This window comes from Pseudomonas sp. P1_F7, assembly GCF_056405655.1.
On record NZ_JBFUBR010000008.1, the window covers coordinates 179402 to 192414 of the forward strand.

13 protein-coding genes are annotated in these 13013 nt (G+C 59.7%); 7 read left to right on the forward strand and 6 right to left on the reverse strand.

Annotated features, from left to right (window positions below):
- The first annotated feature begins 226 nt into the window (after nt 1-226).
- Nucleotides 227-847, forward strand: coding sequence for a glutathione S-transferase family protein (locus tag AC1D1M_RS14485; protein ID WP_477776152.1), 621 nt, complete (start codon nt 227-229; stop codon nt 845-847).
- Nucleotides 848-918: 71 nt separating this feature from the next.
- Here the strand turns inward: AC1D1M_RS14485 and AC1D1M_RS14490 are convergent, their stop codons facing one another.
- A complete protein-coding gene (locus AC1D1M_RS14490; protein WP_477776153.1) occupies nt 919-2325 on the reverse strand; it encodes a purine-cytosine permease family protein in 1407 nt (468 codons plus the stop codon).
- A gap of 323 nt (nt 2326-2648) precedes the next feature.
- On the opposite strand from AC1D1M_RS14490, the gene AC1D1M_RS14495 reads away from it, so the two are divergent.
- The 5 genes from AC1D1M_RS14495 (at nt 2649) to AC1D1M_RS14515 (ending at nt 6747) form a co-directional block, all read left to right on the forward strand.
- Complete coding sequence (locus AC1D1M_RS14495; RefSeq protein ID WP_046043515.1) at nt 2649-3134, forward strand: flavin reductase family protein; 486 nt, start codon at nt 2649-2651, stop codon at nt 3132-3134.
- Between the two features lie 169 nt (nt 3135-3303).
- Nucleotides 3304-4347, forward strand: coding sequence for an LLM class flavin-dependent oxidoreductase (locus tag AC1D1M_RS14500; RefSeq protein ID WP_218432959.1), 1044 nt, complete (start codon nt 3304-3306; stop codon nt 4345-4347).
- Between the two features lie 108 nt (nt 4348-4455).
- Entirely contained in the window at nt 4456-4608 is a 153-nt protein-coding gene (locus tag AC1D1M_RS14505) for a hypothetical protein (protein ID WP_477776154.1), read from the forward strand.
- A 91-nt stretch (nt 4609-4699) separates the two neighbouring features.
- The gene (locus tag AC1D1M_RS14510; protein WP_477776155.1) at nt 4700-5377 is read left to right on the forward strand and encodes a cysteine hydrolase family protein; all 678 of its coding nucleotides are present in this window, start codon (nt 4700-4702) and stop codon (nt 5375-5377) included.
- Nucleotides 5378-5382: 5 nt separating this feature from the next.
- Nucleotides 5383-6747 carry a purine-cytosine permease family protein gene (locus AC1D1M_RS14515; RefSeq protein ID WP_477776156.1) on the forward strand — a complete coding sequence of 455 codons (1365 nt, stop codon included), beginning with the start codon at nt 5383-5385 and terminating at the stop codon, nt 6745-6747.
- A gap of 184 nt (nt 6748-6931) precedes the next feature.
- Here AC1D1M_RS14515 and AC1D1M_RS14520 read toward each other — a convergent pair whose 3' ends face one another.
- The 4 genes from AC1D1M_RS14520 to AC1D1M_RS14535 all read right to left on the reverse strand — a co-directional run bounded on the left by AC1D1M_RS14520 (nt 6932) and on the right by AC1D1M_RS14535 (nt 11508).
- The gene (locus tag AC1D1M_RS14520) at nt 6932-8278 is read right to left on the reverse strand and encodes a glutamine synthetase family protein (protein ID WP_477776157.1); all 1347 of its coding nucleotides are present in this window, start codon (nt 8276-8278) and stop codon (nt 6932-6934) included.
- Between the two features lie 20 nt (nt 8279-8298).
- Nucleotides 8299-8853, reverse strand: coding sequence for a helix-turn-helix domain-containing protein (locus tag AC1D1M_RS14525; RefSeq protein WP_477776158.1), 555 nt, complete (start codon nt 8851-8853; stop codon nt 8299-8301).
- 25 nt (nt 8854-8878) lie between these two features.
- Nucleotides 8879-10168, reverse strand: a complete 1290-nt coding sequence (locus AC1D1M_RS14530) for an NAD(P)/FAD-dependent oxidoreductase (RefSeq protein ID WP_477776159.1) — start codon at nt 10166-10168, stop codon at nt 8879-8881.
- A 137-nt stretch (nt 10169-10305) separates the two neighbouring features.
- Nucleotides 10306-11508 carry an NAD(P)/FAD-dependent oxidoreductase gene (locus AC1D1M_RS14535; protein WP_477776160.1) on the reverse strand — a complete coding sequence of 401 codons (1203 nt, stop codon included), beginning with the start codon at nt 11506-11508 and terminating at the stop codon, nt 10306-10308.
- A 309-nt stretch (nt 11509-11817) separates the two neighbouring features.
- Between AC1D1M_RS14535 and AC1D1M_RS14540 the strand changes: the two genes are divergently transcribed.
- Complete coding sequence (locus AC1D1M_RS14540) at nt 11818-12378, forward strand: RrF2 family transcriptional regulator (RefSeq protein WP_477776161.1); 561 nt, start codon at nt 11818-11820, stop codon at nt 12376-12378.
- Between the two features lie 92 nt (nt 12379-12470).
- Here the strand turns inward: AC1D1M_RS14540 and AC1D1M_RS14545 are convergent, their stop codons facing one another.
- Nucleotides 12471-12806, reverse strand: a complete 336-nt coding sequence (locus AC1D1M_RS14545) for a hypothetical protein (RefSeq protein ID WP_477776162.1) — start codon at nt 12804-12806, stop codon at nt 12471-12473.
- Nucleotides 12807-13013: the final 207 nt, after the last annotated feature.

Here is a 13013-nt window from a genome sequence, read left to right on the forward strand (position 1 = left end):
GGAAGTTCGAGGTGAGGGTTGACTGGCTGGCTTGTGAAACTCTTAAAACATTTCGAGAGGCTATTATCAAACGCAGTGAAAGTAGTTTTCGTGGAGGGATAAGCCTTGTCGCGCAGGGGTATGGACGATCACTGTTTTTGCATATCGGTGCGGCGGATTTTCATCATACTGACATCATCAGCAGCGTTCGGTAGCTGCTTGTGTGTCCCTACAAGAGCAATGACCCATGAACGATCAGCTACAGCTCTACGGCGCTAATACCGGCAACAGTCTGCGGGCAGCGATTGCTCTTGAAGAGGCCGGCATTGCTTACACGGCACGCAGGCTCGACCTGTATGCACAGGAGCATCGTGGGCCGGCCTTCCTGGCGCTTAACCCGGCCGGGAAAGTCCCGACCCTGATCGATTACGGGAAAACGCCGGCGCTGGTCATCAACCAGTCCAACGCCATTATCCAGTACGCCGATTCCAAGGCGCCTGGACGGCTGGCACCGGCGCAGCCCGGACCTGAGCGCATCCGGGTGATTGACCGCTATTTCTTTTTCGTGACCGACGTCATCGCCCCCAGCCATGCCGCATTTTTTCTGCACCAGGCGGGGCAGGACAAGGCGGCGGCGATCATCGATCTGCGGGTGATCGAGCAACTCACCTACGCCCAAAGTTTTTTGACGGACGAATTCATGGCCGGAGCGCAGTTCTCCATGGCCGACATTTCGGCGTTCACCATTGCCACAGCGTTCCGTGATCGACTGGACTGGAAGCAACTTCCACAGCTATCGCGCTGGTTCGACACGGTCGAAGCCAGGCCGGCGGTACAACGCGGCCTGAATGTGTTCAAGCATTCCTGAGCGGTTGCCGAAAACAAAAATGCCCGGCGACGGGCCGGGCATTTTTCAGACGAACACCAAACCCTTTTGCCTCAGTCGGTATAGCCGAACTTCACAGAACGGCTTTCCTGCGCCTGGCTGCGCGTAGCGAGGCAGTAATACAACGGGCATGTCACCACCAGCCCCACCAGCCACGACAGGTCCGCGCCGTCTACCAGATTGGCGTAGGGCCCGACATACAGCGACGTATTGGCGAACGGCAACTGCACGATGATGCCGATGAAGTAGGCGATGATCGCGTGCAGGTTGAAGCGACCGTAGATGCCGCCGTCGGCGCGGAAGATCGAGGCGATGTCATAGCGACGACGCTTGATCAGGTAGAAGTCGATCAGGTTGATCGAGGCCCACGGCACCAGCACCAGCAACAGCGCCAGAATCAGGCCGATGAACTGCGAAATGAAATTCGCCGAGGCACCCAGCGCCACCACGCAGCAGCCCGCCAGCACGATGCCCGACAACACCACGCGCACCTTGATGCTCGGCGTCCACTGGCTGGCGAAGGTCTGGATCGAAGTGATGATCGACAGCACCGCGCCATACAGATTCAAGGCGTTGTGGCTGATGATGTTGAGCAGGAACAGCACCATCAGGATCGGCCCCAGCCAGCCGGTGGACTGCTTGACCGCCGCCATCGCCTCGGTGCCTTCCGGGGTTGCCAGTACCGCCACGGCACCGAAGGTAAAGGACAGGATCGTGCCCAGCGTCGCCCCCAGATAGGTGGCGAAGAATGGCCGAGTAATGCCGATGTCCGCCGGCAGGTAGCGCGAGTAATCCGACACGTACGGCGAGAAGCTGATCTGCCAGATGATGCCCAGCGACACCGTGGCCAGACAGCCGGACAGGTTGAATCCGCCGCGGGTGAAAAAATCCGCCGGCAGATCATGGGCGAAGATGTAGAGGAAACCGGTGAGCAACGCGCTGCCCATCACCCAGGTGCCGATACGGTTCAGGGTATGGATGAAGCGATAACCGATCACCCCGATGGCCGTGGCGCTGAGGGCACCGATGAGAATACTGGCCGGCACCGGGACCGACGGCGCAATGCCGACAATCGATTTGCCTGCCAGCACGATGTTGGAAATGAAGAAGCCGATGTAGATCAGCGCCGCGAAGAACACGATCAGCAGCGCACCGTAGCGACCGAACTGACCACGGCTCTGCACCATCTGCGGAATGCCCATGCACGGCCCTTGGGCCGACGCGAGGGCAATCACCACACCGCCGACCATGTGCCCGAGGGCAATCGCCAGCAGACCCCAGAACAGGTTGAGGTGGAACACCTGGACCACCATGGCGCCGGTGACGATCGGCAGTGGCGCGATGTTGGTGCTGAACCACAGGGTGAAAAGATCGCGGGCCTTCCCGTGGCGCTCTGCGAGTGGAACGTAGTCGACCGTGTGGTTCTCGATCAACGGATCTTGCCGGGACATCTGGGACATGTGCATGAACTCGAGTTTGTCTGTTCTTATCTTTGTATGAAGCCAAACCGGGGGGACTCTTTGGCCGCCCCTCAGATGCGGACCATATTATGGTATTCCAAACTTTAAACAAGACTGATCCGGACTTTGAACCCCCGTCTGAACCGGCATCCTGCCCGATTCACGCCAGCACTGGCTAGCTGAAAGCCCCGTAATCATTGAGCTTCAGACGAAATCCGTACGTTTATCGGTTCACCCAAAAAGGCCTTGCAATAGATGTATTACGGTATACCATCAGACCTACAAACAAATAAGAACCGCGCAACACCACCGAGGACCGTCCAATGATCGATGCCGCCATCTACAAACAAGTCATGGGTTCGTTCCCGTCCGGAGTGACCGTGATCACCACCCTGGATGACGACGGGCAAATCGTCGGCCTGACCGCCAGCGCCTTCAGCTCGCTGTCGATGGACCCGGCCCTGGTGTTGTTCTGCCCCAACTACAGCTCCGACTCCTACCCGGTCCTGATCAAGAACAAACGTTTTGCCATTCACGTGCTGTCCGGCGGCCAGCAAAACGAAGCCTATGCCTTCGCGCGCAAGGGCAAGGACAAGGCCCAGGGGATCGAGTGGACGTTGAGCGAACTGGGCAACCCGATTCTGGCCAACGCCACGGCGGTCATCGAATGTGAGCTGTGGCGCGAATATGAAGGCGGTGACCACGCCATCATGGTCGGCGCGGTGAAAAACCTGATCGTGCCCAACCAGAATGCCGGCCCGCTGGTGTATTGCCACGGCAAGATGGGTGCTTTGCCCGTTCTGGCCTGAAGCGATCACATGACTGACATACAACCTGTGGCGCTTGATCTACCTTTTACTGACTGAGATCCGGACTGTTCGTCAGAATATATTTTTCTACAATTTAGTATTATGGTATACCAACAACCAACAGGCCCGCAGTCGACAGGCCAACAACAAAAGATCCGAGGTAAGCGTCATGAAGTTTTCCCTGTTCGTACACATGGAACGTTGGGACGAAAGCGTCAGCCACCGCCAGTTGTTCGAAGACCTGACCGAACTGACGCTGATGGCCGAGGCCGGTGGTTTCAGCACCGTGTGGATCGGCGAACACCACTCCATGGAGTACACCATCTCGCCAAGCCCGATGCCGCTGCTGGCTTATCTGGCGGGCAAGACCACCACCATCCACCTGGGCGCCGGCACCATCATCGCGCCGTTCTGGCATCCGCTGCGGGTGGCCGGTGAATGCGCGTTGCTCGACGTGATCAGCAACGGGCGCATGGAAGTCGGTCTGGCCCGTGGCGCCTACCAGATCGAGTTCGACCGCATGGCCGGCGGCATGCCGGCATCCTCCGGCGGCCAGGCGCTGCGGGAAATGGTCCCGGTGGTACGGGCCCTGTGGAACGGCGACTACGCCCATGACGGCGACATCTGGAAATTCCCGACCTCCACCAGCGTGCCCAAGCCGATCCAGCAGCCGAACCCGCCGATGTGGATCGCCGCCCGCGACCCGGACTCGCACAACTTCGCCGTGGCCAACGGCTGCAACGTCATGGTCACGCCGCTGATGAAAGGCGACGAGGAAGTCCTCGACCTGAAGAACAAATTCCAGGCCGCGCTGGACAACAATCCTGGCGTGCCGCGCCCGCAATTGATGGTGTTGCGCCACACCCACGTGCACACCGCTGACGATCCCGAAGGCTGGCAAGTCGGGGCCAAGGCGATCTCGAAGTTCTACCGCACCTTCGATGCCTGGTTCGGCAACAAGACCACCCCGGTCAACGGCTTCCTCGCGCCGAGCCCGGAAGAGAAATTCGCCGGTCGCCCCGAGTTCGAACTGGAAAGCCTGCACAAGACCGCCATGATCGGCACCCCGGAAGAAATCATTCCGCGCATCAAGTACTACCAGGAACTGGGGGTCGACGAATTCAGCTTCTGGTGCGATAACAGCCTGCCCCACGCGGAGAAGAAAAAATCCCTGGAGCTGTTCATCAAGCACGTGGTGCCAGCGTTCAGGTAGGAGCGAGCTCGCTCGCGATGGACGCCAACGATAACGCGCGCCATCTGAATGACCGCGTTGTGCAGATGTTTTTCGCGAGCAAGCTCGCTCCTACAGGGGTCGATTCCAATGCTTACCGGTCGTCTCCCATCACTCGCCCTTCCCTGCGGCGCCGCGCGGGCTTACCTGCGCGGTGAATGGACCGCTTCGCACCTGCATTTCAAACGCCTGCGCGCCAGCGTTTCGGCCAAGCAGAACGGCTTCTGGCAAATAGTTCACTGAGCCCACCCGAACAGCCAATCACGCACCCCGCGTCTCGCCATTGCATGGCGCGTACGGTGCCTTGTGTTTCGCCTTTGATCAGGTTTGCCCAATGAACAATAACAACGCGCTGTTGATCATCGACATGCAGCAGGAGGACGGATTCGTCCTCGAAAACCTCGACACGGTAGTCGCCAATACCGCCGCCTTGCTCGATACCGCCCGCCGTCAGCGGATGCCTGTCGTCTATACCCGCCACATCAATCAGGCCGACGGCAGTGACCTGCCCCACGGCGAACCTCTGGCCGCCGACGGTGGCCCCGGCAGTTACCGCGCCGGCACCCGGCAAGTGGAAATCATCGAGGCGCTGACGCCGCAGCCCGGTGAATTGATCATCGACAAGGGCCGTTACAGTGCCTTTCACCGCACCGACCTCGACGCCCGACTCAAGGCAATGGAGGTCGACACGCTGATCGTCTGCGGCGTGCTGACCGACGTCTGCGTACTCACCAGCGTGTTCGATGCTTTCGCCCTGGGCTATCACGTGCGCCTGGTCAGTGATGCCTGCACCACGACCACCGAGGCCGGGCATTACTCGGCCCTGCTGATCATGACCAACTGGGTCTACGCACTGGAAATCCTAACCACGACCGAATGCCTGCGCGCCTTGGAACACCGCGACTACCTGAGCCTGATCCCCGAGCGTCCGGATCTGTTCGCCCACCAGCCCCATCAGCTGGAAAGCACCATCGCCCGTCTGCAATCCCGCCTCGTCCGGACTCAGGAGTGATCGCCATGCAAGTCGAAAAAAGAAGCATCGATTTCATCCCCGAGGCCGAACGTCACGGCAAGCCGGGCTCGCTGTTCTACATCTGGTTCGGCGCCAACATGAACATCACCACCATCGCCTCCGGCGTGTTGCCGGTGGTGATGGGGCTCAACCTGTTCTGGAGTGCGCTGGCGATCATCATCGGCTCGTTGCTGGGGGCGATTTTCATGGCCTCCCACTCGGCCCAGGGACCGAAGCTGGGCATTCCGCAAATGATCCAGAGCCGGGCGCAATTCGGCGTGTTGGGGGCGGTGTTGCCGCTGCTGTTCGTGATGCTGATCTACCTGGGCTTCTTCGTCAGCAACACCTTGCTCGCGGCCCAGGCGCTGGAGTCCGTCAGCCCGCTGCCGATGTCCGGCAATATCTACCTGATCGGCGCGTTGTGCTTCGTCGTCGCGCTCTATGGCTATCGGTTGATTCACCGCTTGCAGAAGCTGCTGTCAATTCTGTCGCTGGTGGTGTTCGTGGCGGCCACGGTGCTCGCCTTGCAGTTGCCGATCCCGGCCGAACAATGGCTGCCGACAGGCTTCTCGCTGTCGAAGTTCCTGGTGGCGGTGAGCATCGCCGTGACCTGGCAACTGTCCTACGCGCCTTACGTCGCCGACTATTCGCGCTACCTGCCGAGCAACACGCCGACCGCCCAGGTGTTCTGGTACAGCTACGCCGGCACGGTCAGCGGCGGTGCGTGGATGATGATTCTCGGGGCGATCCTGAGCGTCGGCATCAGCGACTTTTCCAGCAACGTCGGCGGGCATGTCGCCGGTCTGTTCGGCGCTGGTGCGGTGCTGCTGTTCGCCTTCATCGTCTACGGCCAGGTATCGATCAACGTGTTCAACCTGTACGGCGCGTTCATGTCGACCATCACCGTGATCGAACCTTTCGCCCGACTCAAGGTGACCCCGCGAGTACGCGGCGTGTTCATGCTGCTGATCAGCCTGGTGGCCACGGCCCTGTGCACCATCAGTCAGGACGACTTCATCAGCTTCTTCCTCAACTTCATCTTCTTCATGAGCTACTTCCTGATCCCGTGGACGGCGATCAATCTGGTGGACTACTACTGCCTGCGCAAAGGCCAGTACCGGATTGACGACATCTTCGACCTGAACGGGATCTACGGGCGGGTCAACCGGATTGCCTGCGGCAGTTTCCTGCTGGCGATTGCCCTGGAAATTCCGTTCATGAACACCACGCTGTACGTCGGTCCGGTGGCCACGGCGCTGGATGGGGTGGATCTGGCGTGGATCGTAGGGTTGTTGGTGCCGGCGTTGAGTTACTACTGGCTGATGAAGCTCGGCAAGCGAGCGCCGATGCTGGAGTCAGCGGCCGACTAAATTTCAGGCAAAAAAAAATCCCAGGCAGCTGATGGACGCCTGGGATTTAAAAATGCATAAACCGTGGTGGTGAACGCGGCGCGGATATTACGGAATATTTCCGGCTGTAACAAGATATTTTTATTCACTATTCAGTTACTAATCTTTCTAACCCCTTCAATATCCACATGTTTTCTAGGGGCGGCTACAGGAACCAGCGATACTCCCGCGCGCTGATGTCATGCAGAAATGCCAGATGATCCTGACGCTTGTTTTCGCAGTAGACGTCCACGAACTCTGCCCCCAAGCCTTCGCGCAGCGATGAGTGACTTTGCATGGACTGCACCGCTTCGAGCATTTCCAACGGAAAATCGATACCACTGCTGCGGTCTTCGTTGAGCGGTGCAATCGGCTCGCGCTCCCCTTCCAGACCTTGCTCCAGCCCCACCAGAATCGCCGCCAACGCCAGATAAGGGTTGGCATCGGCGCCCGCCAGGCGATGTTCGATGCGCAGGTTTTTGACGTCCGACTCCGGTATACGCAAGCAGGCATCGCGATCCTCGAAGCCCCAACTGGCGCGGGACGCGACGTTCACCGTGGCGCTCAAGCGGCGCATGGCGTTGTGGTTCGGGGCAAAGATCGGCATGCAGTGCGGCAACACATCCAGGCAACCGGCCACTGCATGGCGCAGCGCCCGCTGCCCGTTCGCCGCCAACAGGTTGTTGCCGGCCTGGTCATACAGGCTGACGTGCACGTGCATGCCGCTGCCGGGGTGCTGCAAGTAAGGTTTGGCCATGAAGCTGGCGCGGTAGTTGTGCTTGAGCGCCACGCCCCGGGTGCTGCGGCAGAACAGCGCGGCCCAGTCGGCGGCGCGCAGGCCGTCATCGCAATGGCCGAAGTTGATTTCGAACTGGCCCGGGCCGAGTTCGGCGGTAATCACCGTGGCATCGATGCCCTGCTCACGCGCCGTCTCGACCATTTCATCGAGCACCGGGGCGAATCGCGACAAGCGTTCGATGTGCATGTTCGGCTGATCATCGGCATCGCCGGTCAGCTCATCACGGGGGAACTGCGGCAAGCCGTCCTTCAAGCGGCTGTCGAACAGGTAAAACTCCAGCTCGAAGGCCACCACTGGATGAATGCCCTTGCGCTTGAGCCGTTGCAGCACCTGCGCCAGCACTTCCCGCGGTTCGAATTCGATCGGTTTTTCCGTGCCGTCGGAGGTGATCAGCATCTGGCCCAAGGGCTGTTTTTCCCAGCTCACCAGCTTCAGCGTGCCAGGCACCAAACGGCGCAGCGCATCCGGGTCACCATCGTTGAAGCAGTAATCACCGATCTTGAACAGTCCGCCCTGGGTGCCGAGCAGCACGCAGTTTTGCGGCAGTTTCAGTGCACTGCCGGCAGCGACTTTTTCCAGCATCTCGATCGGGTAGCGCTTGCCGTAGAAATGTCCCGGAATGTCCAGGGAGATCAGGTCGACGTAACGCACTTCGGGGTTGCAGTGGCGGAAGTTGCGAACCTCGGCCAGCAGTTCAGAGCACACAGCATCCATCGTTTTGTTCCTTGTTGTTATCAGGTGTAAACCCAAAGCACGCGGGTCAGTTGGTCGGACAGGTTGCCGTAGCGACAGTGCGCATGGCTGGCCAGTTGAAAGCTGTCGCCGGGACGCAAGGTCACCGGGTCGTTGTCATCGAGCCACAGGGTCAGTTCCCCTTCGAGGACATAACCGCCCTGCTCCGAGCTGTCCTTCATATGCCGGTCACCACTGCTGGCGCCGGGCTCCAGCTGGCTTTCGAGCATCGAGAACGACGCGCGCATTTTTGGCGAAACGAGGATGTCGGTAATGCCATCGGCGTAGTACAGCGTGCGGCGCTCGTCCGGGCGGGTGACCCAGGACAACGCCATGGGTTTGGGCAGACTGTAGAAATAGGTGGTCGGCACCCCCAGGGTTTCGCTGATGGCGGTCAAGTCAGCTACCGTCGGGCGCGACAGGCCGCGCTCGACCTGGGACAGAAAACCGACGGAGCGGCCGATTTTGTCCGCCAATTCCTTCAGGGTGTACTTCTTGTGCTTGCGCAGGTCCTGGATCAGGATCGCCAACGCCGAGATTTCTTCTTGCATGTCCATCTAGAGGCTTCCAGAAAGTGTCGCTTCAAATGCTGTCGCGCAGTCGATACCAGGCCTTGCCGATGGCTTCCAGCGGCGCGGCCAGGTATTTGCCGCCGGGGAAACTGCCGTTGTTCAGGCCCTGGTACAGGGACAGTTCGTCGGGTTGACCGAGGATCGCGTCGGACACCGCCCGCGCCGCGGCCAGTGTTGGCAGCACGCCATGCCCGGAATACCCCTGCATCCAGTACAGATCGCCACGACGGCCGATATCCGGTGTGCGCTTGAGGGTCAGGTCGATGTGCCCGCCCCAGGCAAACTCCAGCCCGACACCCGTGAGTTGCGGGAACACGCGCTCCAGGAACGGCCGGGTCGCGGCGGCGATGTCCTTGGGCATCCCGCCCAGGTAAGTGCAACCGCCGCCGAACAGCAGGCGGTTATCCGGGGTGCGGCGGAAATAATCGAGCACGAACTGGTTGTCGGTCACGCACACGTTGCTCGGCAGCAACGCGGTGGCTTGCTCCTTCGTCAGCGGCGCAGTCGCGACCTGATAGGTGCCGACCGGCAATACGCAGCTGGCCAGTTGCGGGTCGAGTCGATCGAGGTAAGCGTTGCACGCCAGCACCAGCACATCGGCGCGAATACGACCGCGCTCGGTCGTCACCACAAAACCGTCGCCCTCCTCGCCATAGCTCAGCGCCTTGCTTTGCTCGTGTATGCGACCACCGGCCCGCTCAACCGCATCCGCGAGGCCAAGGGCCAGTTTCAGCGGATTCAGATGCCCGCCCTCGGGGTCGAACAGGCCCGCCTGATAACGCTCGCTGGCCACCCACTCCGGCAACTGTTGCCGTGGAATGAATTGCAGTTTGTCGTGACCCCATTTGTGACTGGCCTCGTGTTGCCACTCGGTCAGCAGTCCGACCCGACGCGGCATCACCGAAGTCCACAGATGACCGGCGCGGTAGTCGCAATCGAACCCATGGCGGCCGGGCAAGTCACGCAGCTCGCGTGCGGCCCAGCGCATGCCGTCCCACAAGCGCCGCGCCCGTTCGTAACCCAGCGCCGCTTCCAGCGGTGGCATGTCGCACGACCAGCCGAGGATCGCCTGGCCGCCATTACGCCCGGACGCGGCCCAGGCCACCCGGCTGGCTTCGAGCAAGGTCACGCGCTTGCCGGCCAGCGCCAGGCGCAAAGCCGTGTGCAATCCACTGAACCCGGCCCCGATGATCAGCACTTCAGTGTCTTGCTCGCCCTCCAGAGCGGCTCGATCGACCAGACGATCGGCGCAGGTATGGGCGTAGTAACTGGCGACATGCCGGGTGGATTGCTGAAACATACGGCCTCGTGAAATTTTGTATTTTTAATTTCATGAAAAAATACACGGTAATTTTCACACAAGCAATCCAGGCGTAAAAAATCCCGCTCAGGCGAACCCGAGCGGGATTTTTTATTCAGACCCGATGTTCGAATCAATCAGGCCACAGGAATCATCGGATCCGCCGAAGCCAATGCAGCGACACGATCAGCCGCTGGCGGATAGATCCACTGGGTATTGATCTGAGTCTTCAGCGCCTTGGCTTCTTCCTTGACCAACTTGACCTGACGATCCCAACCCTCGGTGTACACCGCGCCCCAGGCGCCCAGATCGAGGCAGGTCACGTATTTCGGCTGGCTGTACGGCGTCGGGTCCACACCGAGAATCTGCGCGGCGACGTTGTTGCCGGCGTGACGGCCCAGCGAAATAGCGTGCTGGCAGGTCATCAAGGCGTGGTTGCCGATCTCGTCACTGGCCGCATAGGCGACGTCGCCAGTGGCGAAGATGTCGTCCTGGCCAATGACTTTCAGGTGCGCATCGACATGCAGGCGGCCCAGGTGATCGCGTTCGGCCGGAATCTGTTCGGTCAGCGAGCTGGCGCGGACGCCGGTGGTCCAGACCACGGTGTTGGCATCGATACGAGCACCGTCGGACAGGGTGACGCCGTTGGCATCGACCGACACAACCGAGGCGTTCAAGTGCCATTGCACACCAGTTGCCAGGCTGGCCTCGACGATCGATTCGGCGATTTGCTCACCCATCGAGCCGCCAATTTTGTCGCCACGGTCAACGATGATCACATTGATGTCGGCACGGTCGCCGAGGATGGCCCGCAGACGGCTCGGCATTTCAGTCGCCGTTTCGATCCCGGTGAAACCACCACCGGCCACCACCACCGTGTTGCGCGCCTTGCTTTGAGGCTGGCTGGCCAGCGCCTTGAGGTGGTTTTCCAGACGCACGGCCTGTTCGATCTGATCGACGTCGAAGGCATGTTCGGCCACGCCCGGCGTGTTCGGCGAAGCCAGGCGACTGCCGGTGGCCAGAACGAGTTTGTCGTAGCTGCAGACCTGTTGGGCACCTGTGGCATCGACATAGCCCACCTGTTTTTGCCCGACGTTGATGGTCTGCGCCGCGCCCTTGATGAAATTGACCCCTACAACATCAAACAGATCGCCAATCGGCGCGGCCAGTTGATGGGCATTCGGTTCATAGAAGCGCGGACGCACACGCAGCTCGGCCTGAGGAGCCAGCACGGTCACTTCAACGTCGTTGTGGCCGTGAATATCGAACAGACGCGTGGCACTCAAAGCGGTCCACATGCCACCGAAACCTGCGCCGATTACCAGAATGTGCTGCTTCATTTTTAACTCCAGGGGATAACCAAGTGTTGTGAGTCGCGCTCATCGGGAGCGGGCATGAGGTAGGTGTTTTTTGAGAATTGCTCACCTGTGCCGCTCGAACAACTACGACTGTATTGATCCTAGTTAAAACCTGCAACCCGTTTTTTTTGATGGCAGCCATCGAATGCGCCGATGCCTCGCCAGAAAAGGCTCAAGAACGCGCATAACAAGGATTTTTCAAGCTGCAAAAGAAAATTCATGACGCGACGATTCGTTGCCTGGCTTGCTTTCGGCTGGTAATATTGGCGACTAATCAAGTCGGAGATATGTATGTCTCTTTACAGCGCGGGTGTCGAGTACGGCATCCACTGCTTGCTTTTTCTCGTAGGCAATAGCGGCGACTCGCGCGAGGCGAGCGTGCGCGACCTTGCCGAATTGCAAGGCGTTCCCCTGGACTATCTGGCGAAAATCTTCACCAAACTGGCCAAAGGCAACCTGGTGGTCGCCACCGAAGGCATGCGCGGCGGCTTCAAGCTGGCCCGGCCCGCAGACGAAATCACCCTGCTGGATATCGTCAATGCCATTGACGGTCGCAAGTCGATCTTCGATTGTCGGGAGATCCGTGGCCGTTGCGCAGTGTTTGACGGCACTCCGCCTGAATGGGCATTGGACGGTCCGTGCGCGGTCCATGGCGCGATGATGGTTGCGCAAAAACGCATGGAGGAGGCCCTCGCCCAACAAACCATCCTCGACATCGCCAGGAAGTTCGGGCGCAAGGCCCCACCGGAATTCGGCGTAAAGGTGGAAAACTGGATGAACGAGCGTCGGGAACGGAAAAGCGGCGCCCAGGCCAGCGAGCAAATCATCCCGACGACCAATCTTTCAGACTGATCGACAAAAAAAAACCGGATGCACGCCAGGCATCCGGTTTTTTCTCGATTCAGACGAAAAACGGTCGGTGATCGATTTTCACGCTCCCGCGCTTACAAACAGTCGCGCACGATTTTGCGCAGGTCGCCGGACTTGGCCCAAGGTGGCCCCTGATACAGCGAAACCCGGCTGCCGTCCTTGTACTTCACGATATCCACCACTTCGTCGGCCGTGATAACGCTGGGCGCGGTGATGCGGTATCCGTTGGATATCGAAACCTGGGTGGTATTCGATACTTCCTTTTGCCAGGCAGGCAACACACACGCCGCATACTCTTTTGGCGTCTTCGCGCTGTGCTTGCTGACATTCGGCTCGCCCGGTACCAGCGACGCCGGCAACGAACACCCGGCCAGCAATGCCAGAGCGACTCCCCCCATCAACATCCGCATGCTGCTTCCTTTAATTCGAAATAAGAAAATGTAGCTCGCCGTCGTCCCTACAGCCATCCCCAACGATTCAGCGACTGTCATTGATATCACTTCGCCCGGTTAGTTCCTTGCGTTCAGATAATCCATCCATCTTTCGCAGGCTCCATGCTGTCGTTGCGTGACTTACTCCCATTCTGACCCGCTGAGTTGATGGGCCGATATCAGTTT

Excerpts from the sequence above, each read along its gene's own strand:
- AC1D1M_RS14485 (WP_477776152.1), top strand. The coding sequence starts at position 227 with ATGAACGATCAGCTACAGCTCTACGGCGCTAATACCGGCAACAGTCTG.
- AC1D1M_RS14490 (WP_477776153.1), bottom strand. The coding sequence starts at position 2,325 with ATGTCCCAGATGTCCCGGCAAGATCCGTTGATCGAGAACCACACGGTC.
- AC1D1M_RS14495 (WP_046043515.1), top strand. The coding sequence starts at position 2,649 with ATGATCGATGCCGCCATCTACAAACAAGTCATGGGTTCGTTCCCGTCC.
- AC1D1M_RS14500 (WP_218432959.1), top strand. The coding sequence starts at position 3,304 with ATGAAGTTTTCCCTGTTCGTACACATGGAACGTTGGGACGAAAGCGTC.
- AC1D1M_RS14505 (WP_477776154.1), top strand. The coding sequence starts at position 4,456 with ATGCTTACCGGTCGTCTCCCATCACTCGCCCTTCCCTGCGGCGCCGCG.
- AC1D1M_RS14510 (WP_477776155.1), top strand. The coding sequence starts at position 4,700 with ATGAACAATAACAACGCGCTGTTGATCATCGACATGCAGCAGGAGGAC.
- AC1D1M_RS14515 (WP_477776156.1), top strand. The coding sequence starts at position 5,383 with ATGCAAGTCGAAAAAAGAAGCATCGATTTCATCCCCGAGGCCGAACGT.
- AC1D1M_RS14520 (WP_477776157.1), bottom strand. The coding sequence starts at position 8,278 with ATGGATGCTGTGTGCTCTGAACTGCTGGCCGAGGTTCGCAACTTCCGC.
- AC1D1M_RS14525 (WP_477776158.1), bottom strand. The coding sequence starts at position 8,853 with ATGGACATGCAAGAAGAAATCTCGGCGTTGGCGATCCTGATCCAGGAC.
- AC1D1M_RS14530 (WP_477776159.1), bottom strand. The coding sequence starts at position 10,168 with ATGTTTCAGCAATCCACCCGGCATGTCGCCAGTTACTACGCCCATACC.
- AC1D1M_RS14535 (WP_477776160.1), bottom strand. The coding sequence starts at position 11,508 with ATGAAGCAGCACATTCTGGTAATCGGCGCAGGTTTCGGTGGCATGTGG.
- AC1D1M_RS14540 (WP_477776161.1), top strand. The coding sequence starts at position 11,818 with ATGTCTCTTTACAGCGCGGGTGTCGAGTACGGCATCCACTGCTTGCTT.
- AC1D1M_RS14545 (WP_477776162.1), bottom strand. The coding sequence starts at position 12,806 with ATGCGGATGTTGATGGGGGGAGTCGCTCTGGCATTGCTGGCCGGGTGT.